This is a genomic window from Vibrio sp. TRT 1302 (assembly GCF_050113875.1).
Lineage (GTDB): Bacteria > Pseudomonadota > Gammaproteobacteria > Enterobacterales > Vibrionaceae > Vibrio.
Window position 1 is genome coordinate 118441 of record NZ_JBNJOF010000007.1, and the last position, 26255, is coordinate 144695.

Here is a 26255-nt window from a genome sequence, read left to right on the forward strand (position 1 = left end):
GTTAGGATTCTTTTATGGTCAAAAATGCTCGTTCGCTCAACAAAAGGTTAAATTCATGAGTATTTCAGCTAATGCTGCACAATCAGACAAAACGTTAGACATAATCATAGTTGGTGGTGGCATTAATGGTGCAGGCATTGCTGCTGATGCTGCAGGCCGAGGCTTATCTGTCGGTTTATATGAAGCTCAAGACTTCGCCTCTGCAACCTCTTCTGCCAGTTCAAAACTCATTCACGGTGGGTTGCGCTATCTCGAACACTATGAGTTTCGCTTAGTTTCGGAAGCGCTCGCAGAACGTGAGGTGCTACTGAAAAAAGCACCACATATTGCACAACCAATGCGCTTTCGACTCCCACATCGCCCTTTCTTGCGTCCAGCATGGATGATTCGCTGCGGTTTATTCCTCTACGACAACCTAGGTAAAAGAACGACGCTGCCGGCAAGTGAAAGCATCGACTTGGCAAAATCTGGCTTGCTCAAACCAGAAATGAAGAAAGGCTTCGAGTACTCTGATTGTTGGGTAGATGATGCGCGCTTAGTGTTGCTAAACGTGTTAGCTGCAAAAGAAAATAATGCTGAAATTCGTAACTACTGCCATGTAGAAGGCGCAATACGTGAAGGCGATATCTGGCGCGTGACCATTCGCGATGTCATGACAGGAGAAACCTTTGAGCGTAAATCGAAAGCACTAGTGAATGCCGCTGGGCCGTGGGTCAAGCAGTTCTTTGATCAAGGGTTAGAAAATCTTTCACCACGTAATATACGTCTAATCAAAGGCTCTCATATTGTGATTCCTCGCATTCACGATGAGCCACAAGCATATATCCTGCAAAACAAAGATCATCGAATCGTGTTTATGATCCCTTATTTGGATCAGTTTTCGATAATAGGTACAACCGATGTTGAATATAAGGGAGATCCGAGAGAAGTAGCGATCTCAGATCAAGAAGTGGACTATCTGATCGACATCGTCAACCAGCACTTTGTCCAGCAACTTTCACGTGAGGATGTCATCTGGAGTTATAGTGGCGTGCGACCGCTTTGTGATGATGAATCTGACTCTCCACAAGCCATCACCCGAGATTACACTCTGGAACTTGAATCTGAGTACGATCAAGCGCCTCTGCTATCAATTTTTGGCGGTAAATTAACCACATACCGTAAACTTGGTGAAGCGGCATTGGCAAAGCTCGCCCCATATTTACCTAACATGGGGACACCATGGACAGCCAACCATGCCCTGCCAGGTGGTAACTTTAGCTGCACCAGAGAACAACTGGCTGCAACGATCCATGCTGAGTACCCTTGGCTATCTCAAGCGTTACTACTGCGCTATGTCACTCAGTTTGGTACTTATACGTGGAAGCTACTTCAAGGGGTAACAAGTATTGAAGGTATGGGAGTCCCGTTTTCAGACTCTGCGCAAGGCGTTTATCAGCAAGAAATTGATTATCTAATCGAACATGAAATGGCTCTCACAGCCGATGATCTGCTCTGGCGTCGAACCAAACTTGGTCTCTACCTCAATCAGAGCGAGATTGACGCTGTCACCAAGTACATTTCAGGGAAGCAACCTCAGCAAGTGATCAGCCTGTCTGAAGCTGGCTAACCATCTCGCTAAGACTATTAATCATTAAAAGGCTTGGTTACGACACCAAGCCTTTTTTGTTCTAATCGAAACTAACGATCAACCAGGATGACCATCGACCCTTGCGGTGACTAACATTTTTCCAAATAGACCGACATACATGACAAAAGCGAATATCCACAACGCTGCACTGATGTTTACCGCAGAAATCAGATACTGAGGGAAAAACGCCACCCCGATCCCACGTACAATGGCAGCCAATACCAAAGCACCAAAGGCTAGGTTCATATTTGGGCCTTGGTAAATCGCTCGACCAGTATGCCCCATTGTCACGCGAGCGATCATCGCCAAAATCACACCGCCAATGGCCCCAATCGCAAATAAGTGCAACATGTTGTGGCTGGCAAATGGATTATCCAGCAAACCACGTAATAGCAAACTCACAGGGATGCACAGGTAAGTAGCATGCAGTGACCAAACCAAAGGTTCGCTCAAAGTCAGCCACGGTTTCCAGCGTATGATTCGAATCAGATGCGCCACACCCGCCAACAGCATCAATGGTTGACCAAGTTGAGCAAAGGTCATCGGGAAAAAGCTTAATATAAATAAGCCGACCAGAGGTAGGTTTGCTAACCAGTCCAACCAGACTATTGGCTGAGGTTTTTCAAAGTTAAAACGACGAGCGGTAAAAAACGGAATAACTCGGCTGCCCATGACAGAGAGCAGCAAAGTAAACCACCAAAGCATCGCCTGCCAAACCGCGGAAGCAGGAAATGGCGGCATACCTTTTACCGCCGCATAACTGGCAAAATTAGCCACGATAGCCAGCAAAAATAACGGAATAAAAAATAGATTACGCCACCCTTTCGCTTTGACGACTCGGCTGCCGACTTCATATGCGACAAAAGCTAAAAACAAGGCTTCAAGGCTAGAAACCAACCAAAGCGGTGTTGGCGTCCATAGCAACAATCGTGGCAACAGCCACAGTGCCACTATCGCAGCTAAACGGTGATGCTTGGTACCATTAATTCCCGTCCAGTTCTGAACCGCAGTTAAGACAAATCCAACCACAATCGCCATGGCAAAACCAAACAACATCTCATGAACGTGCCACCATAATGCTGGCACTCGAAGTAGAGCGGGTTGTCCGCTTTGGAACATCCAAACCCATAAGCCAATAGCAATAACCGCGTAGATGGATCCTAGTAGGAAGAAAGGTCTAAAACCTAAACGTAAGACGGGCGGGATCGCTTCTTCTACTTTTTTATCAGTAATATTGAGCACTAAGTGACTCCTAAAAGTTATAAAAAACTGAAATCTACCTAGGCTATCGCAAGAAATGTTCCAACCCTTGCAACTCTTTTATCTCAAAGGCTTAGTGATATAAGCAAACCATAAAAGAAGTCAAATTAACCCAATTAATAAGAGTCAAAAAGACATGATAAGTACAATATGAATGACTTCCAATTTTCAGTGAAACTGGTTAGCTTAACGATTACTCCTATTTCACATCTAAGATGAGGTGACGACAGTGGCAAACTATATCTTCGGTTATGGCAGTCTGATGAATTCCGCATCACGCCAATTAACAGGGCAAACTTCGGCGGCAACCACCGCAACCGTAGAGGGGTTTAAACGCTATTGGGGCAAAGTGGATGAGAGTTATACCCTCTCACCGTTGGTGGTCGATAAAGGACACGGGCACGTTAATGGTGTTTTACTCGAAGTAAGTGAATGCGGTCTTCAAGAATTCGATATTCGTGAACGAGGCTACCATCGTGTTCAAGTCCAAGTGAATCAAGTTGAGTCACAGTTGCCACTTAGCGACAACGATCAAGTTTGGGTTTACATCAAAGACAATCCTGAGCCACCTTGTTCACTCAGTCCAATAATGCAAACTTATGTGGATACGGTTCTCGTTGGGTGTTTAGAAATATCGGAACAGTTTGCCAAACAGTTTATTGAACAAACGATAGGCTGGCATTTTCCGCTCGAAAATGATCGCCATGAACCAAAATATGGCAACCTAGCAGGAGTAAAACCAGAGCACCACAACCAAATTGATGCTCTAGTGGCTGAAGCAAGAGCCTGAAAACCCTCAGCCAAAACGAGATAAGTTAAATGGAACACCAAGCCTTCGAGCTTGGTGTTTATCTTTAGACAATACGAATACCAGCTGGCATCGAACGCTCGGGAGTCAGCAGTACACTTTCCGATTCATCATCTGTTTCTGCACACAGCAGCATGCACTCTGATGTTTCACCACGCATCTTGGCTTTTTCCAGATTGCACAGTACAACCACCTCTTTCCCCATCAGCTGTTGTTCTGTGTAATAAGGCACAAGGCTGGTCACGGTTTGTAGTGTTTTATCACCAACATCAATTTGCACAATGTATAGCTTATCCGCGTTCTCATGGCGGACAACCTCAATGATTTTTCCTGTACGAATTTCCAATTTAGCGAAATCTGAATAAGCGACTTTTTCCATGTTAAGATACCAGTAAAATTTTACTAAAAGAGAACGTTTACACTATCAGCAATTACTTATATTGCAAGTGGTAAAGATCTCAATTTAAAAATGTATTCATAACAGTATTTGCCTTATTTACATCAACAAGGTTAAATAACCTCATCAGTATTTTTCGAGGTCAAATATGGCAACCATAAAAGATGTCGCCAAGGAAGCTGGCGTATCGATTGCAACCGTATCTAGAGTGATCAATAAGTCTCCTAAAGCGAGTAAAGCATCGATAGAATCGGTCTCAAAAGCGATGGCAAAACTAGGTTACCGACCTAATGCCGCCGCCAAAGCGCTTGTTAGCCAGAGCAGTAATACCGTTGGCGTATTGGTTGGTGATGTGTCCGATCCCTTTTTCGGAACCCTCGTCAAAGCGGTGGACAATGTGGCTCACGAGCACGGTAAACATATACTGATCGGAAATGGTTACCATGATGCAGAAGAAGAACGCAAAGCAATTGAACTGCTTATCAACAATCGCTGTGAGGCTCTGGTCATCCACTCAAAAGGCTTATCTGATCAAGATCTAATCGGCTACGCTAAAGAAGTCAAAGGTCTGGTGCTCATAAACCGATTTATTGAAGAAATCGCGGAACGCTGCATCGCACTCGATAACTTCAAAGGGGCTTATCTAGCAACTGAATACCTAATCCGTCATGGACACACTAAAATTGCCTGTGTGGCGTCAACTCACGAAATAGAAGACTCCGCGCAACGAGTTGAAGGGTATCTCGCGGCGCTAAAAGACAACAATATTGAACTGCCTAGCAGCTATATCGAACGTGGTGAGCCAAACAACGATGGCGGTGAAGTTGCTATGACCAACTTACTCACCAAATCACTCGATATCACTGGTGTGGTCGCCTATAACGATTACATGGCCGCGGGAGCGCTGTCTGTACTCGATGAAAATGGCATCAAGGTGCCCGATCAAATCTCTATGATGGGATTCGATGACGGTCTGATTGCTCGCTACATCAGCCCTCGCTTGACTACGATTCGTTACCCTATCGCTATGATGGCAGAGCGCGCTGCGAGACTCGCATTAAATCTCGCCAGACAAGAAGCAACTAACGATGAAGCCATCATGTTTACACCAACGTTAGTACGTCGTAATTCGGTTGAAAAAATCGCTAAGTAGCCAACAAGCGCAACCGTGTTTAGGGGGCTCAAACTGGAGCCCTCTTTTGATACGGGTAGTTACGCGACACCATGACCTTTCGATGCAACCCAAATGCGGTACCATTGCTCATGTGTCAACTCCAGCTCTAATGCGCCGACCGCTGTCTTCACGCGCTGGATGTTACCACTACCAATGATAGGAACCGGGCGTGCTGGCATTCTCATCACCCAAGCAAAAATGACTTGATCAATACAGTCGGCTCCAATTTCTTGGCCAACTTCAGATAATGTGTCACGCAGGCGGCATGCCTGTTCACTGCTATCGCTAAATATTCTGCCACCAGCAAGACAAGACCAAGCCATCGGCTGAACTCGCTGCTGTTGTAGCTGTTCCAGCGTACCATCTTCCGTCACTTGTAAGTTCACCGGATTGATTTCAATCTGATTGGTGATAAGTGGTACATCAAGGCGAGATTGAAGTAACGCGAATTGAGCAGGGGTAAAGTTAGATACACCAAAGTGTTTTACTTTGCCGGCACTGTTTAATTGTGCGAACGCTTCGGCGGCTTCATCGGCATCCATCAGCAGATCTGGGCGGTGCAATAGCAAGACGTCGAGATGATCGGTATTCAAACGGCGAAGAGATTGCTCAGTCGATTCGATGATCGCAGCCTTGCTACTGTTGTAGTGATTGACCAGCTTTCCTTCACCACGGTAAATACCACATTTTGAAACGATCTGAATCTGGTCACGCAAGCTACTATCAAGTGCCAGCACCTGACCAAACATTTTTTCACATGCAGAGTCTGGCCCATACACTGGAGCATGATCAACCGTGGTGATACCCAACTCAAGATGCTGCTGTACAAACGCATGCTGTTGCTGAGTATTCATACCCCACTCTGCCATGCGCCAGTAACCTTGGATCATCGGTGAAAAAACCGGGTGTGACTTGTTCATATTTGTCCCCTGAAAGATGCAATTTATCAGCGATACTTGCGCTGTTCTGGATTCAGTATACTGCCAGCCAGCAGGACGATTAAGACCATAAAGGCGAAAAGATAATTCGGTATAACGCACAATTAAGTTAATTTAATTTTCTATATTGAACGATATAATCAACAACAGATTTCGAATGATAGGTTTGTGTTGATGCATAAAATGCACAAGCGCTTCGAGCGCTACGCACTATTTGGCGAGGTAGCCAAGCAACTTAGCTTTTCTAAAGCTGCAGATAATCTCGGTATTTCGAGGAGCTATCTCTCATCACAAATACTCCAGCTAGAGCAGGAGCTAGAAACCAGCTTATTAGTCCGCTCTACACGCAGTGTTCGCTTAACTGCCGCTGGGGAAAAGATTCTAACAAAAATGCAAGGTATCAATGCGTCAATCCTTGAGTTAGAAAAGGAACTCGATCACACCAAGAGTACCGTCGGCGGACTGCTACGAATTACCGCCCCCACCATTTTCAGCCACCGCTTTCTGATTGAGATTTGTCATCAGTTTCAGTTGCTGCACCCTGACATCGAATTTGACTTAGATATTGGCTATACCAGAGAAGATCTCACCAAAAGCAACTTCGACCTAGCCATCCGGGCAACCAATACCCCACCAGAAAATATGGTGGCGAAAAAGCTGATGCCGTACCAACACATTTGCTGCGCCTCACCAGACTATTTGGCTCAAAACGGCATCCCGACGCATCCGCAAGATCTCACTGAACACAACTGTTTATCTGATCCATATCTACGTAAGTGGCAATTTTCCACAAACGATAATCAGATGATTGAAGTGGCGACGGATGGCGATATGCTGATCAACGATAACCTTCTGCTGCTTGATGCGGCGTTGAAAGGCAAAGGCGTGATCAAGATGCCCTGTTATTTAGTCAAGCCTGCGCTGGATAGCGGCAAACTGTTGCAAGTCTTACCTGACTATTTAATGACTCAAAGCAACATTTACTTGATCTTCCCACCTCAGCTTCGTCGTAGCACCAAGCTGTCAGCCTTCATCGATTTTGTCCAACACTGGTTTGAGGAACGCTAAGGCATGTTGTCCATCACTCTCAACAGTTTCGTCCACCGTGTTGCTGACAAAACAGCGGTGATCGAGTGCGCCAATCAGCATGGTTGTCAATTGAAGCGAATTCGACGTTCAAGACACTGGCAGCTAAGCGGACACGAAGAGCAATTACGCTCATTAATAGAGACTCTAAAAGATGAGGATCAACAGTGGATAGTTGCAGCGATTGGCAAATCCTTGCCCGAACCTGACGTCGATTTGTCTCAAATCCTACTCAGCAATCCCAACATGACCGTTAATCAACTGGTGCAAGAAACCGGTTGTTCGATGAGTGAAGCTCGCCTTGCGATTGACCAGCATGAAGGGTTCTAAACGGCGCGGCTGACGCTTCCTTAAATAATAAAAAACCAGTCGTGTGACTGGCTTTTTCTAACTAGCAATTATTGCGAGCGAGAGAATTGGAATGTCGTTTGATAACGATATTCCTCTCCCGGACGTAGAATCACACCTGACTGCGGCCATTGTGGGTGATTGGGCGAGTCCGGCAAAAACTGAGTTTCTAGGGCTAATCCCGCATAATCTGCATACTCTTTTCCCGCTCTTGCTGGCGTTCCTGCTAACCAATTGCCGCAATAGAGTTGCATCGCGGGTTTGTCCGTTATCACCGAAACAGACACTTGCTGATCCTGACTGGTCAACGTCGCGACAGGTACACTGGTATCACGTTGTGGATCAAACCAGTAGCTGTGATCATATCCCTTAGCGGCTTGTTGTTGCTCATCCGCTAATAAGTCTTGAGCGACACTTTTGACTCTACGGAAATCAAAACCAGTACCTTCGACACTGACCAAATCGCCAACTGGGATACCATTCTCATTCGTCGGCAAGTAACAATTCGCTTCGATTTGCAGTTGATGTGAACGGGCATCCAACTCACTCTCAGAACCATTGAGATTAAAATAAGCATGGTTGGTCAAATTTATCGGTGTCGCTTTGTCACAATGAGCGGTGTATTCAATATCGAATCGTCCATCATCATGGAGCTGATAGCGCAGTTGAACATCAAGATTCCCAGGGAAACCTTGATCACCATCGGCTGAACTCAAGCCAAAAATAATGGTATTGGTTTGCTGTTCGACCACTTGCCAGCGCCGCTTATCAAAACCCGAAATGCCACCATGCAAACAGTTACCAGCCTGATTCAAAGATAACTGATAAGACTGCCCATCAAGAGTAAAACGCCCATTGGCAATGCGGTTCGCATAGCGGCCAACCGTTACCCCCATGTAACTAGGCTGACGCTCAAAGTCTGTCATGGTCCCTACACCTAACAAAACTTCACGCAGCTCACCACACGCCAAAGGCAAACGACAACTGAGCCATGTTGCTCCGATGTCCATCAACACAATGCGAACCCCACTCACATTGGTTAATTCAAATAACTGAGCGGGCTGACCATCATAGGCAAGCTGCTCAGTCATGGTGTGAAAAAGAGAATTTTCCATCAACAGTCCTTAGCACATTTCAATCAGGCCGGCGCCATCTTTGGCCTGACAAACGTAGATAGACTCTTTTAATCCGGTTGCGACTTGATATTGCTCAGCAACAGCGGCTTTGACTGGCTCGACAAGTTCAGGCGGCATTACTGCAACAATACAACCACCAAAGCCGCCCCCCGTCATACGTACACCGCCTTGCTCGCCGATAACTGCTTTAACAATATCCACTAAGGTATCAATCTCTTTGACAGTAATTTCAAAGTCGTCGCGCATAGAAGCGTGCGATTGCGCCATCAACTGGCCCATACGCTTGAGATCGTTTGCACGCAATGCTTGAGCGGCTTCAAGCGTACGGTCATTTTCAGTTATTACGTGACGAGCGCGCTTAGCGACCACTTCATCAAGCTGATCGGCTTTCGCTTCAAACTCACTCATAGTGACATCACGTAACGCTTTAACACCAAAGATACTGGCCGCTTGCTCGCATTGTTGACGGCGAGTGTTGTACTCACTGTCCACCAGACCCCGTTTTTTATTGGAGTTAATGATCACGACTGACATATCAGCAGGCATAGAGACAGATTCGGTTTCCAAGCTTCGACAATCAAGTAACATTGCATGATTTTCTTTGCCCTCAGCGGATATCATCTGATCCATAATGCCGCAGTTACAGCCAACAAATTCGTTTTCCGCCTGTTGACCATTCAGCGCAATCTCCGCCTGAGAAATCTCTAGCTGATAAAGCACTTTAAAAGTTTGACCTATCACGACTTCTAGCGCAGCAGAAGAACTCAAGCCCGCGCCTTGCGGTACGTTGCCACTCACAGAAATATCTGCCCCGCCAAACTCATAGCCTCGGGCGAGCAAACACTTGACCACACCGCGGATGTAGTTGGCCCACATTTTATCCTTAACAAAAGTGATCTCTTGGGTGATATCAAACTCATCGGTTTGGTTTTCGTAATCAACGGCAACAACTCGAACAATACTGTCGTTACGTTTCGCCGCAGCAACAACCGTTTGATAGTCGATCGCACATGGCAATACAAAACCATCGTTGTAGTCGGTGTGTTCACCAATAAGATTGACGCGCCCTGGAGCCTGAATAATATGGCTCGCTGCGTAGCCAAGTACTTGGGTGAATGATGCTTTCACACTGTTGATTAGTTCTGACATAAAGCCCTCTAGAATTCTGTTAAATTTTAATACCAGCGCTTGCGCTGCATTGCTGGCTAAAACACTTGTTACTTCTGTTCTTTGTAATGAACATCACTCAAGTCACGAAGACGCTGCGCAGCTTGTTCTGCGGTGAGATCACGTTGGCTTTCGGCCAACATTTCGTAACCAACCATAAATTTTCGTACTGTGGCACTGCGCAAAAGTGGTGGATAGAACAGTGCATGAAGCTGCCAATGTTCAATATCCGTACCCTGTTCAAAGAAGGGGGCATAATGCCAGCCCATTGAGTAAGGGAATGAACATTGGAACAAGTTGTCATATCGGCTAGTCAACTTCTTGATCGCTATGGCTAGATCATCACGTTGTTCGTCAGTCAATTCACTCATTCGGCGAATATGTGTTTTAGGCAGTAACATGGTTTCAAATGGCCATGCCGCCCAATAGGGCACCAAAGCTACCCAATGCTCGGTTTCAACCACAACTCGTGAACCGTCTTTCAACTCAGCATTCACATAGTCCACCAGCAAATTGCTGCCGTGTTGTTGGTAGTAGGTTTTAAGATTCTGCTCTTTGCGTTCGATTTCATTCGGTAGGAAACTGTTCGCCCAAATCTGACCGTGTGGGTGGGGCTGAGAGCACCCCATGGTTTCCCCCTTATTTTCGAATGCCTGAACCCAGATGTAGTGCTGACCTAACTCTTCGATCTGACTGTTCCAAGTATCAATCACACCACGGATCTGAGTTACAGAGAGTTCTGGTAAGGTTTTGCTGTGATCAGGAGAAAAACAGATAACTCGACTCAGCCCTCGAACGCCTTGCGTTTTGAACAGTGGATTGTCTGATTCAGGTGCATCTGGTGAATCTGGCATTAACGCAGCAAAGTCATTACTAAACACATAAGTGCCCTGATAATCTGGGTTTACATCACCAGAAATACGTTGGTTTGTTGGACATAGAAAACAATCTGCTTGATATTCAGGTAGTTCATCTACAGCCGCTTTCTCATCAGCGCCACTCCAAGGTCGCTTGGCTCTATGTGGCGACACAAGAATCCACTGCCCAGTTAATGGGTTGAATCGGCGGTGCGGGTGATCTACAGGGTTAAACTCAATCTTCGACATCGTACTTACTCAACTACTTAAACTATTTTCAAATTAAATATGGTGTTAGGCGCAATAACCCTGAGGGTTGTTTGACTGCCAATTCCAAGTATCGGCTGTCATTTCATCGATACTGCGCAGCGCGCGCCATCCCAACTCTTTTTCCGCCTTTTCAGTGCTTGCCCAGCACTCAGCAATATCACCAGCTCTACGAGGGCATATTTGGTACGGAACGGCATGTCCACAGGCACGACTAAACGCCTCCACCATCTGCAATACACTCGATCCTTTCCCCGTGCCTAAGTTGTAGACATGCAAACCATGTTGACTCCCCACTGAGTTAAGGGCCGCGATATGGCCGTCAGCGAGATCCATAACATGTATATAGTCGCGGATACCGGTACCATCTTGTGTGGGATAATCGTCACCAAAAATAGATAAGGACTCACGTCTCCCAACAGCAACCTGAGCAATGAACGGCATCAAGTTATTTGGAATACCTTGGGGATCTTCCCCCATCGTTCCAGAAGGGTGTGCCCCAACAGGATTAAAGTAGCGTAGCAACGTAATGCTCCAGTCCTGTTCAGCAGCAAACAGATCACGCAGGCACTGCTCAACCATATATTTGCTGCGACCATAAGGGTTTGTCGTCGCTCCCGTTGGTGACTCTTCGGTGATAGGAACTTGTTGAGGATCGCCATAAACAGTGGCAGAAGAGCTGAAAACAAGGCTTTTGACACCCGCTTTACGCATCGAACGAGCAAGAACCAAAGTGCCATTAACGTTGTTATCATAGTATTCGAGAGGCTTTTCAACAGATTCACCAACCGCTTTTAGCCCAGCAAAGTGAATCACCGACGTGATGTCATGTTTCGAAAATACAGAATCGAGAAATGCTTCATCACGGACGTCACCCACGTAAAACGTTGGTGTTTTACCAGTCAGAGCATCGATACGGTTAAGCACCTCTTCTTTGGCGTTGCAGAGATTATCTACAATAATGGGCTCAATACCTGCTTCAATCATCTGCACACAGGTATGACTGCCTATGTATCCCATACCACCGGTAACAAGAACTTTCACTATTCGATCTCCATCAATCGGTGAGCAATACCATGCTCAAATCTCTTCAATAGCAAAAGTCTATCAATCAACGACGTCTAAGATCCGTGATCAATTTCGCGTTATGTAAACGTTTCCACAAAATTGACCATAAATTACCTTAAAGCTTAGTTTGATAAATGATTTAGTTAATGAAAGTTGATGAGCAATGGCTGTAGTAAACAAGATTACCGTTGACGCTTTTTCCACTCAGTATTCGCATTGATAACAATGTTTGGTATTTTTTACTAAAAATCGGTACTTGATCGGTGTGATTGTTTACAATACTTGGCATAGTTAGATTGCCTACGTAAGCGCAACAAGTAATAAAGGGACGTAATAATTAATGGCAACATTGAAAGATATTGCGACGGAAGCGGGTGTTTCCTTAGCGACCGTATCAAGGGTTCTTAACGACGATCCAACATTAAGCGTTAAGGAAGAGACTAAACACCGCATTTTTGAGATCGCAGAAAAGCTAGAGTATAAAACCAGTAGCTCCAAGAAAGCGGCGCTAGCTAGAAAACAAAATCATCACTTTATGGCGGTATACAACTACCCTCAGGAAGCGGAAGTCAACGACCCCTATTACCTTTCTATCCGCCACGGCATCGAAACTCAATGCGACAAACTGAATATTGAGCTAACCAATTGTTATAACAATGAAATTGTCGCAGCAAGCAATAAGATAACGGGTGTTCTTTTGGTTGGACGAAGCAATCCAACCACCTTAGCCCAGTTGACCAAAATGACCGACAATATTTGCTATGTCGACTTCAGTGACAGTGATTCTGAATTCGATTCTGTCGACATCGACCTCAAACGAATCAGCAAGCAAATCACCGATTTTTTCATCGACCAAGGCTTTAAACGTATTGGTTTTATTGGAGGTCAGGATAAACCCAATTGTGCCGACATTCGTGAAATTGCCTTCGCTGAATATGGGCAACTTAAAGGCGTAGTGTCACTTGATGATATCTATCGTGGCGAGTTCACCAGCTCATCTGGATATAAGCTGGCTAAAGAAATGCTGGCAAAACCGGATTTCCCTAGAGCGTTGTTTATTGCCTCGGATTCAATTGCGATTGGGGTGTTAAGAGCCATTCATGAGCACGGGCTTAATATCCCTGAAGACATTTCGCTTATCAGTGTTAACGATATTCCTACCGCAAAGTTTACATTCCCATCCCTGTCTACGGTGCGAATTCACTCAGAGATGATGGGAATTCAAGGCGTAAACCTTCTCATTGAAAAAGTTCGTGATGGTCGCGCCCTACCATTACAAGTTTATGTTCCGAGCAAGCTAAAACTAAGAGGCACCACGCAATGACTCCAGAGCAATTGCTGCAGGAACTGAAAGAGAACGAATGTATTGATTTGGTAAAACTTTACCAAGCAAATCCCTCTCGTCAGTTTTATGGCCTGATTGAAGAACTATACCAACTGAGGAAACAGCACGGACTTAGCACTCGACTGTCCCCACTAGTGACTGAAATTGAATCACTAACCCATGATATTCAAGCAGATAGGATCACTCCTCAGCAGTTTACAGATATAGCCACAACGTTAGATCTCAATCAACGAGCGCACAAAATGAGCCGATTTATCCTTACGTTAGATAACCATCAGGCTTTTAACAAAGCGGTTGATATCATCATGTTTGGCGACTCTATCACTGAATGGGGACCTTGGCACGACGCTCTGGGCAGCTACTCCATAGCCAACCGAGGCTTAGCTGGAGATACCACAACAGGCATGGTACGAAGGCTTGAGACAACATCGGTTTGTCAGCCTAAATTGGTTTGTATCATGGCAGGCATCAATGACCTTTCTCAAGGCTACAGCGTTACGGAAATCATCGACAACTATTCACAGATGCTCGATTTCTGGCAAGCCGCAGGGATTGAAGTTTGGGTTCAGTCAACACTCTACGTTGGTGAACGACTCGCGTCATTAAACTCCCAAGTCACCATACTCAATGAAGCGTTGCAGCAGTTGTGTAACCAAAAAGCCATCCGTTTCATCGATATCAATCAAAGCTTATGCCCACAGCACATCTTGCCTCTCGATTGTAGCTGCGATGACTTACACTTAAATTCTCATGCTTACCAACAGTGGCTAGCTATTCTCACTCCGCTTCTTGAACAACGATTCAAATAAAACCTATCAAACAATCCATCTAAGGCACTGATTTTCAGTGCCTTTTTTATTATTCAAAACTCAAAACCATGCTGATAATCCCCTTCAACCCAGCAATATGATGTGGTTAAACATTATTCTTTAATCGTGATCACAGCTTTCACCTACCGACTCGAATAAATCGTGATCCAGTTAAAGTAAAACGTTTTCACTAATTTATTTTAGTAAAAGTTTTACTAATATCTTTCCCATAAGCTCACTGAGCATTTTTTAACAGAACGTCGGCAGTCATCGGACGCTTTAAGCCGAGGGAGAGCAATCGTGAACAATTGGGAAAACTTCCTACACCTACATGAGAACCGCATGGCACCACGTGCCTATTTTTTCTCATACGATTCCGTCAACAGCGCACAAACTTTTCAACGCGAGCTCAGCAACCACTTTATGCTGCTAAGCGGACAGTGGCGTTTTAACTACTTCACAAACCCGATCTTGGTTCCTGAAGAGTTTTACACTGACAAGATGGAACAGTGGGGTCAGATTACGGTTCCAAATATGTGGCAAATGGAAGGCCATGGCGATCTTCAATACACAGATGAAGGTTTTCCTTTCCCAATTGATGTTCCTTTTGTGCCAAGCGATAACCCAACCGGGGCTTATCAGCGTAATTTCACTCTGGGCGAGAGTTGGAACGATCAACAAACCATCATCAAATTTGATGGTGTGGAAACCTACTTTGAAGTCTATGTAAATGGTCAATATGTCGGTTTTAGCAAAGGGAGCAGACTTACCGCCGAATTCGACATCTCACAATACGTGGTACAAGGCGATAACCTTCTTTCAGTGCGCGTGATGCAGTGGGCTGACTCGACCTACATCGAAGATCAGGATATGTGGTGGACAGCCGGCATCTTCCGTGATGTTTACCTTGTGGGTAGACCACAAACCCATGTTCAAGATTTTACTGTCCGTACTGATTTTGCAGACGACTACGTCGCAGCAACGCTCTCTTGTCAGGTGGAACTTGAAAACCTTAGCAACCAGCAAGCACATGGCTACTCACTAGACTACGCTCTGATGGATAAAGGTCAGGTTGTTGCTCAAGGCTCATGCAATAACCTGACTATCGACCCGTCTGCTCAGGCTCGCTTTAACATCGAAATGGCCCACCCAGTTCACTGGACCGCTGAAAATCCTTACCTTTATCAACTCCTGATCACTCTGCGTGATAATCAAGGCAAGATCTTGGAAGTGATCCCACAACGAGTTGGCTTCCGTGACATTAAGGTGCGTGATGGCCTGTTTTACATCAATAATCAATATGTAATGCTCCACGGGGTTAACCGTCACGACAACGACCATCTAAAGGGTCGCGCTGTGGGAATGGATCGCGTCGAGAAAGACATCGTGTTGATGAAGCAACACAATATTAACTCCGTGCGTACAGCTCACTACCCTAATGACCCTCGCTTCTATGAACTGTGTGATATCTATGGTCTGTTCGTTATGGCAGAAACCGATGTAGAAACTCATGGTTTTGCCAACGTGGGAGATTTGAGCCGAATCACGGATGATGCCGCATGGGAAGCTGTGTTTGTCGAGCGCGCCGAACGCCACATCCACGCACAAAAAAACCATCCATCCATCATCATGTGGTCAATGGGTAACGAATCAGGCTACGGCTGTAACATCCGCGCGATGTACGCGGCCACCAAAGCGATTGATGACACTCGCCTCGTCCACTATGAAGAAGACCGTGACGCAGAGGTTGTTGATGTCATTTCAACCATGTACTCACGTGCACAACTGATGAACTATTTCGGCGAGTTCCCACACGAAAAACCGCGCATCATCTGTGAATACGCCCATGCTATGGGTAATGGACCAGGCGGTCTGACTGAATATCAAAATGTGTTCTACAAACATGATCACATCCAAGGTCATTATGTTTGGGAATGGTGTGACCATGGCATTTTAGCCCACGATGAGAAAGGTGAGTCTTTCTACAAATACGGTGGTGACTATGGCGACTACCCTAACAACTACAACTTCTGTATGGATGGTTTGATCTACCCTGACCAAACTCCAGGTCCTGGCTTGAAAGAGTACAAGCAGGTGATCGCGCCAGTAAAAATCCGCGCTATCGACCCACAAATGGGTAAGTTTACCGTTGAAAACAAGCTGTGGTTCTCAGACATCAACGATTACACCATTACGGCGGATATTCGCGCCGAAGGTGAGACTTTACGTACCGTTCAATTCAAAGTAGCCGACTTAGCCGCCAATTCTGAACGAGACATTGAGATTGCGATCCCTGAATTGGATCAACGTGAAGTCTTCATCAACTTTACCGTGCGCAAAGATAGCCGCACTCTCTACAGCGCAGCAAACCACGAAATTGCGGTTTACCAATACCCAATCAAAGCCAATACGGCAACCGCTACAACTTACAGTAACGCCAACGCAACCCCGTTAAATATCGAAGAGAGCCGTCTTGGTTATTTGATTCAAGGTCATAACTTTGCAATTAACGTCTCGAAAGTAAATGGCAAGTTAACCTCCTGGTTGGTCAATGGTGAGGAGCTGATCAAATCTGAACCGAAGCTCAACTTCTTCAAACCAATGATCGACAACCACAAGCAGGAGCATGAAGGATTGTGGCAACCTGCCCATCTTCAAATCATGCAAGAGCACTTCCGCAGCCTCAATGTTGAGCTGATTGATGGCAAAGTCGAAATCACCACCACCAGTATCATCGCTCCACCAGTATTCGATTTCGGGATGCGTTGTACCTACCGCTACCAGATCAACGCTGAAGGACAACTCAACCTAGAACTGAGCGGCGAACGTTATGGGGATTACCCGCATGTCATTCCTGTGATCGGTTTAGATCTTGGGATCAATGGTGAGTTCGAACAGGTCAAATACTATGGTCGTGGCCCAGAAGAAAACTACCAAGACAGCAAGCAAGCCAACATGATTGATGTTTACCAGACAACCGTCGCTGATATGTTTGAGAACTACCCATTCCCTCAAAATAACGGCAACCGTCAAAACGTTCGCTGGGCAGCTTTGACTAATCGCAATGGCACCGGCTTGTTCGTTAAGCCTCAACAAGAGATCAACTTCAGCGCTTGGTTCTACACCAACCAAAATCTACATCAAGCTCAGCACACTATTGAGCTTGAGAAGAGTGGTTACATCACTCTGAATCTCGACCACAAATTGATGGGACTTGGTTCCAACTCTTGGGGCAGTGAAGTGCTCGATTCATACCGTGTCTACATGGATGAGTTTTGCTATGGCCTGACTCTCATGCCACTGCAAGCGGGTGACTGTAACGCCCAAGCACTGGCCGCACACAACTTTGGTGACGCCTTCTTTAAGAACAAGCGCGTCACAACAACTGATGTAAACGAGGCATAACCCATGATCGTGTTAGAAAGCTTAGAGCAATTCAAACAAGTGTACCGCAATGGTCGTAAATGGAACCGCTGTGTTGAGGCCATTGAAAACTGCGTCAACATCAAAGATGGCGTGATGCACTCCATTGGCGACTCACTGGTGTACATGATTGAAGACGGCATTTCACTGAACAATGACACTTTTATCGGTAACCGCCGCTACTTTGATGTGCACTACTATCTGGAAGGCAAAGAATCAGTAGAATTTGCGGATAAGTCTCAGCTACAACAGCTTGAGGCGTATAGCGATGAAACGGATCGTGAATACCTGATAGGTAAAGGGCAAGTACGTGAACTGAGCGCAGGTCAGTTGGCCATTTTTGACAATAGCCAAGGCTATCGTTTCTTAGGTGACAACCGAGTGCGCAAAGTGGTGCTGAAAGTAACCATCGAAGATGGCTACTTCCTCAACAAGTAACCAAGACATTCATTCAAATAACAACGAGGGGCGATGCCTGTCGCATCAGCCTCTCGATAACACCCTACAAACACGTGACTCTTCGGAGATATAACAAATGTCTGATACCAAACGTAATACCATAGGCAAGTTTGGCTTGCTGTCCTTAACCTTCGCTGCCGTATTCAGTTTCAATAACGTCATTAACAACAACATTGAAATTGGTCTAGCATCGGCACCAATGTTCTTCTTAGCGACCATCTTTTATTTCATCCCTTTCTGCTTAATCATCGCTGAGTTCGTTTCTCTCAACAAAGATTCAGAAGCTGGGGTTTATGCTTGGGTAAAAAGCTCACTCGGTGGTCGCTGGGCATTTATTTCAGCTTACACTTACTGGTTCGTAAACCTATTCTTCTTTACCTCACTGCTACCACGCGTTATCGCCTACGCTTCCTATGCGTTCCTTGGCTACGAGTACATTCTGACACCATTCGCGACCACTGCTCTCAGTATGATCCTGTTTGCGTTCGCAACTTATGTGTCGACCAACGGCGCAAAAATGCTGGGGCCAATTACTTCCGTCACTTCATCATTAATGCTGTTACTGACTATCTCGTACATCTTGCTTTCTGGCGCTGCGCTACTTGGAGGCGTAGAACCTGCTGACCCAGTAACTGTTGAAGCAATGATCCCTGATTTCAGTTGGGCATTCCTTGGCATTACTACATGGATCTTTATGGCGGCGGGCGGCGCTGAGTCTGTCGCGGTTTACGTCAACGACGTGAAAGGTGGTTCTAAGTCTTTTGTAAAAGTGATCATTATTGCAGGTATCTTTATTGGTGCGCTTTACTCTGTCTCTTCTGTACTCATCAACGTATTTGTCTCTAGCTCAGAGCTAAAATACACAGGTGGCTCAGTTCAGGTATTTGAAGGGCTAGCAAGTTACTTTGGTCTACCTGAAATCCTGATGAACCGTTTCGTGGGCTTGGTTTCATTCACTGCCATGTTTGGTTCTCTACTAATGTGGACTGCAACACCTGTAAAAATCTTCTTCTCAGAAATTCCTGAAGGTATCTTTGGTAAGAAAACGGTAGAGCTTAATGAAAATGGCGTTCCAGCACGTGCAGCTTGGGTACAGTACGCCATCGTATTCCCACTAATGATTATCCCAACTTTAGGCTCAAATACAGCTCAGGATCTCATGAATACGGTGATCAATATGACCGCTGCGGCTTCTATGCTCCCACCGCTGTTCATTATGCTGGCTTACCTAAACTTGCGCCTAAAACTGGATCATCTAGAACGTGATTTCAAAATGGGTTCACGCATAACAGGGATTGCCGTGGTTTCGATTCTGATTGGTATCTTCACTGTGGGCTTCCTAGCGTCAACTTTCCCAACGGGCGCAGACATCATGACCATCATTTTCTACAACGTTGGCGGCATTGTTATCTTCCTAGGTTTCGCTTGGTGGAAGTACAGCCAATACGAAAAGTCACTCAATGATGAAGAGCGCTTAAAAGAGGCCGCGCCTGCCGTTGCCATAAAATAATAATGACAACCCCTTTTGGGCACCCTAGTGGTGCCCTTTTTTGTTTTTGTCTATCACTGTCAACTACGACCTTAACGAACAGAAAAGCGTCTTTTCGGATCATTTATCCAGCTAAAGACCAGATATAGTGATCAGCAAGGTGCGCGGCCGCCACTTGCTTGTCCTGTCATATCAACAATAAGGTTAATCACAATGACTAAACTCAATACCATAGCACCCGTGTTATTTCTGGTGATGTGGAGTAGTGGTGCGGTGATCGTTAAGCTCGGCTTGCAGTTCTCTTCACAGTGGAGTTTTCTAGCCCTGCGGGCACTGATTTCTCTGCTCTGTATCTCCGTAATTTTTCTCATCGCGAGACGTTTCAGCAAGGCAAGATTTTCTAAGCCAACCCAAAGTGATATCGCCTCGATACTGATGGTCGGCTTACTGTTACAAGTTCTCTACCTCACTTTCTATATTTTGGCGATTGATAGTGGGATGTCACCGGGGCTGGTCACTTTAGTACTGGGTATTCAGCCACTCATCACCCCGTTACTTTGTCAGCAAAAAATTGACCGCATCAAAGTGTTGTTGTTAGTTTTGGGCTTCAGTGGCCTATGCATCGCCATTGCTGGAGCGCAAACTCTGACTGAAATAGGTTGGTCTGGATTATTGTCTGCCGTGCTCGCGCTATTAGCGCTCACGTTTGGCACCATCAAACAGAAAAAAGTCACCATCCAACCAGTTCAAGCGATGTGGTATCAATGCCTATTATCAAGCACGATATTTACGCTTGTTAGCCTGTATGTTGGATGGGAGATTAATTGGACTGGTGAGCTTGTTTTCTCTGCGCTGTGGATGAGCATTGTTGTCTCTGTAGGAGCCTTGTTATTGCTGATGTATATGGTCAACAAAGAGAGCTCGGACAAAGTCAGCGTATTGTTTTATGCAGTTCCGGTACTGACTTACCTATTTGATCACTTGCTGTTTGGCACGACATTAAGCAGTACGACCTTGTTCGGTATGGCTTTGGTTGCGTTTAGCATTCTTATCTACCGTCGCCAGACATCCACTAATCATGACTACGAAAGCTCTTCGGTGATAAGCCAAAATAGCCGCTAAAGCTTCGTGTAAACGAAGATGGATTACTAAATCCTACTTCCTCTGAAATTCTGCTGATTGGCATATCGGTGTTGGTCAGCAGAGTGCGCGCTTTTTCCATTCTTAGTTTGGCGAGATACTTGAGAGGCGTGAGTTGCATCTCTTTGCCAAACAAGTGCTTGAACTGAGTGGGGCTTAAACAAGCCGCCTTAGATAACTCTTCGATCGTGTAATTCGCAGCAATATCTTGATTAATATATTGGATCACCTTCTTGATTCGGTTATCCATTTTGCTTGTCGAACATTGACGTGAAAGCAGCTCAAAGAGTAATCCAAGCATGCTCTCTTCTAGCTCATCCTCAATATTGTGTTCCAACTGTTTTTCAATAAAGCGGACATACTGATGGGTAGCTTCATCAAGTAAAAGAATTGGCTGTTCCAGAGTGAGCAATGATTGTGGAAGTTGCTCTACATCGATCACCAAAAAACGGAAATCTTCACGAGCACGAAATTCATGGTAACAGCCAGATAAAATGACAACGCAGTCTCCATAAGAGACACTGGCAGCACGACCATCCAATGTCAGATCAATATAGCCCCGTAGAGGAAGCAGTACCTGATGATGGTCATGGCTGTGTCCATCAGAGCTGCGACTGTATGCCCTGACTGTAATTTTGCCGCTCAATGTTTCGTCCTGAATCCATTCACTATCGAACCACCACTTTATCACACAAAGAATAATCCACAGCTTAGTGATTTTCCCAGTAAGTAAGAAAACCCATATCCTCACTTTCTTTGTGATTATATAATTGTCGGTTCCACTTCATTTGTTAAGACCCCTATGTCGAATTCAGCAAGCTCTATCGATAAACGTATGAATATCGTCGCCCTGACGTGGCCTCTGTTCGTCGAAATTTTGCTAAGGACTGCACTCAATACCAGTGATGTATTCATGTTAAGTGGGTACTCAGACAAAGCCGTTTCTGCCGTAGGTGTCATTTCTCAGCTATCGTTCTTTCTGATCATAGTCTCTTCAATGGTCAGCAGTGGGACTGGGATCCTTATTGCTCAATACAATGGTTCCAACCGCACTTTGGAATCGGCTTATGTGGGTATCGCAAGTATTGCCCTTGCCGCGCTCGTCGGGATTTCGTTAAGCGTGATTGCAGTGATCGGCGCTTATCATTTTTTACCGCTGTACGGACTTGAAGCACAGGTAGAGCAATATGCTCATGAGTATTTAGTCATCAGTGGAGCGATGACGTTTAACATTACACTCGGCATTGTCCTGACGACTATTTTGCGCAGTAACGGCTATTCACGTGCCCCCATGGTCGTCAACCTGATTAGTGGTGTAATCAATATTGTCGGCAACTACATCGCCCTTTACCAACCTTTCGGCCTACCCGTATATGGCGTGGAAGGTGTCGCGATTGCTACTGTCATCAGCCAAGTTATCGGCACTCTGATTTTAGCGGTGGTCATCCGACGTAGTGATATTTCGCTACCGTTTAGTCAATTTAAGCAAATTCCGAGAACGATTTATTCTCGTATCGTAAAGATAGGTGTCATGAATGCAGGTGAGGTCCTGTCATACAATATGGCTCAAATATGTATCACCTTTTTCATCGTTCAGATGGGCACCGCCTCACTCGCTGCCTTTACCTACGCACAAAATATTGCGCGTCTATCATTCGCCTTTGCCCTTGCATTGGGGCAAGGTAGCCAGATACAAGCAGGTTACTACATTGGGCGAGGTTGGATAGATTCGATTCTCAAACTGGTCCAGCGCTACTTTGTGATTGGCTTTGTTGTTTCGACACTGGTGACTATTGCTATCTATTTACTGCGCGACAACATTATTCCGCTGTTCACCACCGACCCCGAGATCTCTGCACTCACAGCCAGTCTCATTGCAGGGTCAATTATCTTAGAAGCTGGGCGGGTGTTTAATTTGATTTTTATCTCGGCACTAAAAGCCGCAGGAGATATTAAATTCCCAGTCCAAATGGGCATTCTCAGTATGTGGGGACTAGGCGTAGCCATGAGTTACCTATTTGGTGTGCATTGGGGCTTTGGTGTTATCGGTGCTTGGATGGCGATTGCACTCGATGAGTGGTTCCGCGGTTTGATCATGGCAAGGCGCTGGCGCTCTAAAGTCTGGACTCGCTATACATTAGGCTAAGTCGATAAATCGAGTCGTATTGCATGTTCTATACTTGATTTAAAACGACCGGAAATCATTATTTTATATGCAGTTATTGACGTCAGAAGCACGCTCCCGCCACTGGCAACAAATTAAGCAGGCCTTTAATCAAGATAGGCTTCTCTACGCTTATGTGCTGTTTACCACCTTTGCCCTCTATTTGATGTCGCTGGTGTTTAGCTACTCCTCAAACATTGAGTACAGCGCATTTACTTACCTCAGCACCCTGATTCGAATCTGCTACATCACCTTTCTCACATGGAGCAGCGCCTATTACCTTTATCTTCTTTATCACCGTCGACCTCATCCGATCCAAGCCTATATCAAAACCCTGATCGTTTTTTTTAATCCACTTTCAAAAGCGGTCAGCTTTATTCTGTTGGTATTAGCGCTGAATCTCACTTACTCATGCTATTCGTATCTTAAATCTGTAATACCGGACATCAATCCATTTCAATATGATTTGGCCTTCTATGAGTTAGATAAGTGGCTACACTTCGGTGTCTCTCCATGGGAGATCACCCACGGGATCTTCTCTTCGCCGTTTGCGACCTATGTGATCAACTTTCTCTACCACTTATGGTTCTTACTTATGTGGGGTGTGACATTGTTTTTTATTGTCCGTCGCGACCTAACTCATCTTCGCAATCAGTATTTGATCGCTTATATGTCAAGCTGGCTTTTGATAGGTGGTATTACCGCCACTCTGCTCTCTTCTGCTGGCCCTTGCTATACCCACTTGCTCAATCCCGAGCATACTCACTATTTGCCCTTGATTGATTTGCTCAGCGATCAAAGTCGCACCATGGTTGAGGCGGGATGGTTTCCCGTCTGGGCCTTAGATGTACAGGATACCCTTTGGCTTAACTACTTAGGTCGCGAGGGAGGCATTGGAGCGGGTATTTCGGCTATGCCGAGTATGCACGTCTCCGTTGCGATGCTGATGGCCTTAGCCAGCTACCAGTACAATAAGAAACTTGGCTTGCTCATGTGGGTATACATGATTTTCATCCAAATAGGCTCTGTCCATCTTGCATGGCACTACGCGATTGATGGCTATCTAAGCATCATATTAACTCTACTCATCTGGAAAGGCTGTGGTTGGATATCTCGTCGATTCGCTAGCGAACCGTCTCAGTAACGATTTGTCGAATCCAGCAGTTCTTTTCTTCATACTGATTGGCTTTGGCAAACAACAGGCGAATATCAAAATCAGGGATCTCAATCGGGCTAGTGATCGCTTTCAGATCATGTGAATACATTTCCATTTCAGCAAAACGCTTCGGCACAATACACAGTAATTTCCGACCTAGTAACAAGCGTCTGATAGTAAGAAAATTGCGTGATGCTACACCTACTCTTCTGGTATATCCGAGCTTATACAATGATTTATCAACTTGCGTTTGCAGGCTACCATCGGGGCTAACTAAGGCATGTTCTACTGCTACAAACTCCTCAATCGACATCGTGTCACCTGCTTCAACCGTATTCGGGTCGAATAAACACAGGTGTTGCTCTGTGTAGAGCAGCTCAGACAGAAAACGTCGATTAAGGTTTTCGATACTTCCAATCACGATATCCAGCGCTTCGCTCTCAACGATATCTACATAATTGCTGCGATTGACGTTAAAAAAACTGACCTGTGAATCGGGTGATTGGTGTTTGATCGCGTCGTATAACGCGGGCGCAAAAAGCTGCTCGGCGTAATCCGTTAGTCCGATTTTCCATACGCCAGTATAGCTTTTAGGGACAAAGTGCTTCTTAACCAATAAGTCATTCTTAATGCTACCAAGCAACTTATCGATCACTGGAGCAATGTCTTGAGCGTGCCGAGTGGGCTGCATCGTCGCCCCCACTCGTTCGAATAAAGGATCAGCAAATAGCGCTCGCATTCTCTGCAACGTATGACTCATAGCAGACTGACTGACAAAGCATTGTTCCGCCGCTAGGCTAACACTGTTGGTTTGGTAAAGAGCTTGAAACGCCACCAGCAAATTAAGGTCGATCCCTTTCCAATTAAACTCCTTCACAATCCCATCCTGTTTAATTCATAGTTTGTATTAAGAATATCAATTTGAGTCATTTTAGTTCATTGAGTAGAGTATGGGCAGTATTTGTTAGACGAGTAACATGACAATGTTGTCGATTTTTAAAACCTTCTTTTGGCTTGGTTGGATAAGTTTCGGTGGTCCAGCGGCCCATATTGGCTATTTTCGTAATACCTTCGTCGAGAAGCTTAAATGGCTTGATGACAGTGAATATGCTCAAATCGTCGCACTCAGCCAGTTCTTACCAGGCCCTGGTTCAAGCCAAGTCGGCTTTGCTCTAGGTTACAAACGAGCAGGTCTTGGCGGTGCTTGTATGGCCTTTATCGGCTTTACACTACCTTCCGTACTTATCATGCTGGCGTTAGCTATGTTAAGTAGCCAACTGACTGAAACCACCACCTTTCATAATGTGGTTCATGGCTTGAAATTACTTGCAGTTGTAGTGGTCGCCGATGCGGCATGGGGCATGTATAAAAATTTCTGTAAAGAGACGTTAACCGTTTCTTTGTGTCTCATTACCGCAGTCGCCTTACTTCTATTGCCAGGTATTGCAACTCAAATGGGGATTTTAGTGCTTGCCGCTCTTATAGGCAGTCAGTGCCTAGCCAATCCCCCTCAATCAGATTCAACAAGTTTCAAACCATCACTCATACCACTTATGCTATTTGTTGTGCTGCTAGTCGGTTTACCTTTTGCCAGTCAAGCGATACCAGCATTGGGATTGTTCAACGATTTCTTTCAAGCAGGTAGCTTAGTCTTTGGTGGTGGCCACGTGGTTCTTCCATTGCTGCAAAACATCGTTGGTGATCAAATTAGCCAAGACGCTTTCCTGACCGGTTATGCGGCAGCGCAGGCTGTACCAGGTCCGATGTTTACTTTTGCGACTTATATTGGCTACCAATTACTACCAGCCGCTCCAACGGCGGGCGCATTGATAGCGACGATCGCGGTTTTCCTACCAGGCTTCTTACTGCTATTGGGCGTACTGAAAAACTGGCAGTCATTAGCGCACAATCCAACCATCTCTGGAGCTGTCAATGGCGTGAATGCATCGGTTGTCGGTTTGCTCGTCGCGGCACTGTATCAGCCAGTCTTTATCAGCGCAGTACTGAGTCCACTGGATATCAGTCTAGTATTAGTGGGGTTCTATCTGTTAAAACAACAAAAGCTCGCGATTATTTGGCTGGTGAGCTTCTTTATGGTTTCCGGCCTCGCAATGGGCTATTGGAGTTAAAAAGC

At 45.5% G+C, this 26255-nt stretch carries 23 protein-coding genes; 14 read left to right on the forward strand and 9 right to left on the reverse strand.

The annotated features are described in order from the left end of the window. The first annotated feature begins 55 nt into the window (after positions 1-55). Positions 56-1609, forward strand: coding sequence for a glycerol-3-phosphate dehydrogenase (gene glpD / locus ACQEXP_RS11485; RefSeq protein ID WP_426969944.1), 1554 nt, complete (start codon positions 56-58; stop codon positions 1607-1609). A gap of 78 nt (positions 1610-1687) precedes the next feature. Here the strand turns inward: glpD and ACQEXP_RS11490 are convergent, their stop codons facing one another. Beyond that, on the reverse strand, positions 1688-2872 hold the full coding sequence (locus ACQEXP_RS11490; RefSeq protein WP_426969946.1) for an NnrS family protein: 1185 nt from the start codon (positions 2870-2872) through the stop codon (positions 1688-1690). 247 nt (positions 2873-3119) lie between these two features. Between ACQEXP_RS11490 and ACQEXP_RS11495 the strand changes: the two genes are divergently transcribed. Beyond that, entirely contained in the window at positions 3120-3680 is a 561-nt protein-coding gene (locus ACQEXP_RS11495; protein WP_269377684.1) for a gamma-glutamylcyclotransferase family protein, read from the forward strand. 64 nt (positions 3681-3744) lie between these two features. On the opposite strand, the gene ACQEXP_RS11500 is transcribed toward ACQEXP_RS11495, so the two are convergent. After that, on the reverse strand, positions 3745-4077 hold the full coding sequence (locus ACQEXP_RS11500; RefSeq protein ID WP_138970441.1) for a tRNA-binding protein: 333 nt from the start codon (positions 4075-4077) through the stop codon (positions 3745-3747). A gap of 166 nt (positions 4078-4243) precedes the next feature. Between ACQEXP_RS11500 and ACQEXP_RS11505 the strand changes: the two genes are divergently transcribed. Next, the gene (locus ACQEXP_RS11505; RefSeq protein ID WP_426969948.1) at positions 4244-5248 is read left to right on the forward strand and encodes a substrate-binding domain-containing protein; all 1005 of its coding nucleotides are present in this window, start codon (positions 4244-4246) and stop codon (positions 5246-5248) included. A gap of 59 nt (positions 5249-5307) precedes the next feature. On the opposite strand, the gene ACQEXP_RS11510 is transcribed toward ACQEXP_RS11505, so the two are convergent. Further along, a complete protein-coding gene (locus ACQEXP_RS11510; protein ID WP_426969950.1) occupies positions 5308-6189 on the reverse strand; it encodes an aldo/keto reductase in 882 nt (293 codons plus the stop codon). Positions 6190-6381: 192 nt separating this feature from the next. On the opposite strand from ACQEXP_RS11510, the gene ACQEXP_RS11515 reads away from it, so the two are divergent. Together ACQEXP_RS11515 and ACQEXP_RS11520 are read left to right on the forward strand one after the other, a co-directional pair. Then, the gene (locus ACQEXP_RS11515; RefSeq protein WP_426969952.1) at positions 6382-7275 is read left to right on the forward strand and encodes a LysR substrate-binding domain-containing protein; all 894 of its coding nucleotides are present in this window, start codon (positions 6382-6384) and stop codon (positions 7273-7275) included. A gap of 3 nt (positions 7276-7278) precedes the next feature. Then, positions 7279-7623, forward strand: coding sequence for a ribosome recycling factor family protein (locus ACQEXP_RS11520; RefSeq protein WP_269377690.1), 345 nt, complete (start codon positions 7279-7281; stop codon positions 7621-7623). A gap of 68 nt (positions 7624-7691) precedes the next feature. Here the strand turns inward: ACQEXP_RS11520 and galM are convergent, their stop codons facing one another. From galM to galE, 4 genes are all read right to left on the reverse strand, one after another. Next, positions 7692-8756, reverse strand: coding sequence for a galactose-1-epimerase (gene galM, locus ACQEXP_RS11525; RefSeq protein WP_426969954.1), 1065 nt, complete (start codon positions 8754-8756; stop codon positions 7692-7694). 9 nt (positions 8757-8765) lie between these two features. Then, positions 8766-9926, reverse strand: coding sequence for a galactokinase (gene galK, locus ACQEXP_RS11530; protein ID WP_426969956.1), 1161 nt, complete (start codon positions 9924-9926; stop codon positions 8766-8768). 68 nt (positions 9927-9994) lie between these two features. Further along, positions 9995-11050, reverse strand: a complete 1056-nt coding sequence (locus ACQEXP_RS11535) for a UDP-glucose--hexose-1-phosphate uridylyltransferase (protein WP_426969958.1) — start codon at positions 11048-11050, stop codon at positions 9995-9997. Between the two features lie 45 nt (positions 11051-11095). Then, on the reverse strand, positions 11096-12112 hold the full coding sequence (galE, locus tag ACQEXP_RS11540; RefSeq protein ID WP_426969960.1) for a UDP-glucose 4-epimerase GalE: 1017 nt from the start codon (positions 12110-12112) through the stop codon (positions 11096-11098). Positions 12113-12476: 364 nt separating this feature from the next. On the opposite strand from galE, the gene ebgR reads away from it, so the two are divergent. The 6 genes from ebgR to ACQEXP_RS11570 all read left to right on the forward strand — a co-directional run bounded on the left by ebgR (position 12477) and on the right by ACQEXP_RS11570 (position 20783). Beyond that, positions 12477-13460 carry a transcriptional regulator EbgR gene (gene ebgR / locus ACQEXP_RS11545; RefSeq protein WP_426969961.1) on the forward strand — a complete coding sequence of 328 codons (984 nt, stop codon included), beginning with the start codon at positions 12477-12479 and terminating at the stop codon, positions 13458-13460. Further along, positions 13457-14290, forward strand: a complete 834-nt coding sequence (locus tag ACQEXP_RS11550; protein ID WP_426969963.1) for an SGNH/GDSL hydrolase family protein — start codon at positions 13457-13459, stop codon at positions 14288-14290. The genes ebgR and ACQEXP_RS11550 overlap by 4 nt, the downstream gene beginning before the upstream one ends. 300 nt (positions 14291-14590) lie before the next feature. After that, the gene (gene ebgA / locus ACQEXP_RS11555) at positions 14591-17695 is read left to right on the forward strand and encodes a beta-galactosidase subunit alpha (RefSeq protein WP_426969965.1); all 3105 of its coding nucleotides are present in this window, start codon (positions 14591-14593) and stop codon (positions 17693-17695) included. A 3-nt stretch (positions 17696-17698) separates the two neighbouring features. Then, positions 17699-18151 (forward strand): beta-galactosidase subunit beta, encoded by a 453-nt coding sequence (locus tag ACQEXP_RS11560; protein WP_138970430.1) that lies wholly within the window; start codon positions 17699-17701, stop codon positions 18149-18151. A 97-nt stretch (positions 18152-18248) separates the two neighbouring features. Beyond that, on the forward strand, positions 18249-19682 hold the full coding sequence (locus ACQEXP_RS11565) for an amino acid permease (RefSeq protein WP_426969967.1): 1434 nt from the start codon (positions 18249-18251) through the stop codon (positions 19680-19682). 192 nt (positions 19683-19874) lie between these two features. Further along, positions 19875-20783, forward strand: a complete 909-nt coding sequence (locus tag ACQEXP_RS11570; RefSeq protein ID WP_426969969.1) for a DMT family transporter — start codon at positions 19875-19877, stop codon at positions 20781-20783. Here the strand turns inward: ACQEXP_RS11570 and ACQEXP_RS11575 are convergent. Next, a complete protein-coding gene (locus tag ACQEXP_RS11575; RefSeq protein WP_426969971.1) occupies positions 20734-21492 on the reverse strand; it encodes a helix-turn-helix domain-containing protein in 759 nt (252 codons plus the stop codon). The genes ACQEXP_RS11570 and ACQEXP_RS11575 overlap by 50 nt on opposite strands. A gap of 111 nt (positions 21493-21603) precedes the next feature. Here ACQEXP_RS11575 and ACQEXP_RS11580 point away from each other — a divergent pair, with 111 nt between their 5' ends. Then, on the forward strand, positions 21604-22947 hold the full coding sequence (locus ACQEXP_RS11580; protein WP_426969973.1) for an MATE family efflux transporter: 1344 nt from the start codon (positions 21604-21606) through the stop codon (positions 22945-22947). A gap of 67 nt (positions 22948-23014) precedes the next feature. Next, a complete protein-coding gene (locus ACQEXP_RS11585) occupies positions 23015-24109 on the forward strand; it encodes a phosphatase PAP2 family protein (RefSeq protein ID WP_426969974.1) in 1095 nt (364 codons plus the stop codon). Here ACQEXP_RS11585 and ACQEXP_RS11590 read toward each other — a convergent pair. Continuing rightward, positions 24090-24998, reverse strand: coding sequence for a LysR family transcriptional regulator (locus ACQEXP_RS11590; RefSeq protein ID WP_426969976.1), 909 nt, complete (start codon positions 24996-24998; stop codon positions 24090-24092). The two genes, ACQEXP_RS11585 and ACQEXP_RS11590, sit on opposite strands and share 20 nt — an antisense overlap. A 106-nt stretch (positions 24999-25104) precedes the next feature. Between ACQEXP_RS11590 and chrA the strand changes: the two genes are divergently transcribed. Further along, complete coding sequence (chrA, locus tag ACQEXP_RS11595) at positions 25105-26250, forward strand: chromate efflux transporter (RefSeq protein ID WP_426969977.1); 1146 nt, start codon at positions 25105-25107, stop codon at positions 26248-26250. Positions 26251-26255 lie beyond the last annotated feature (5 nt).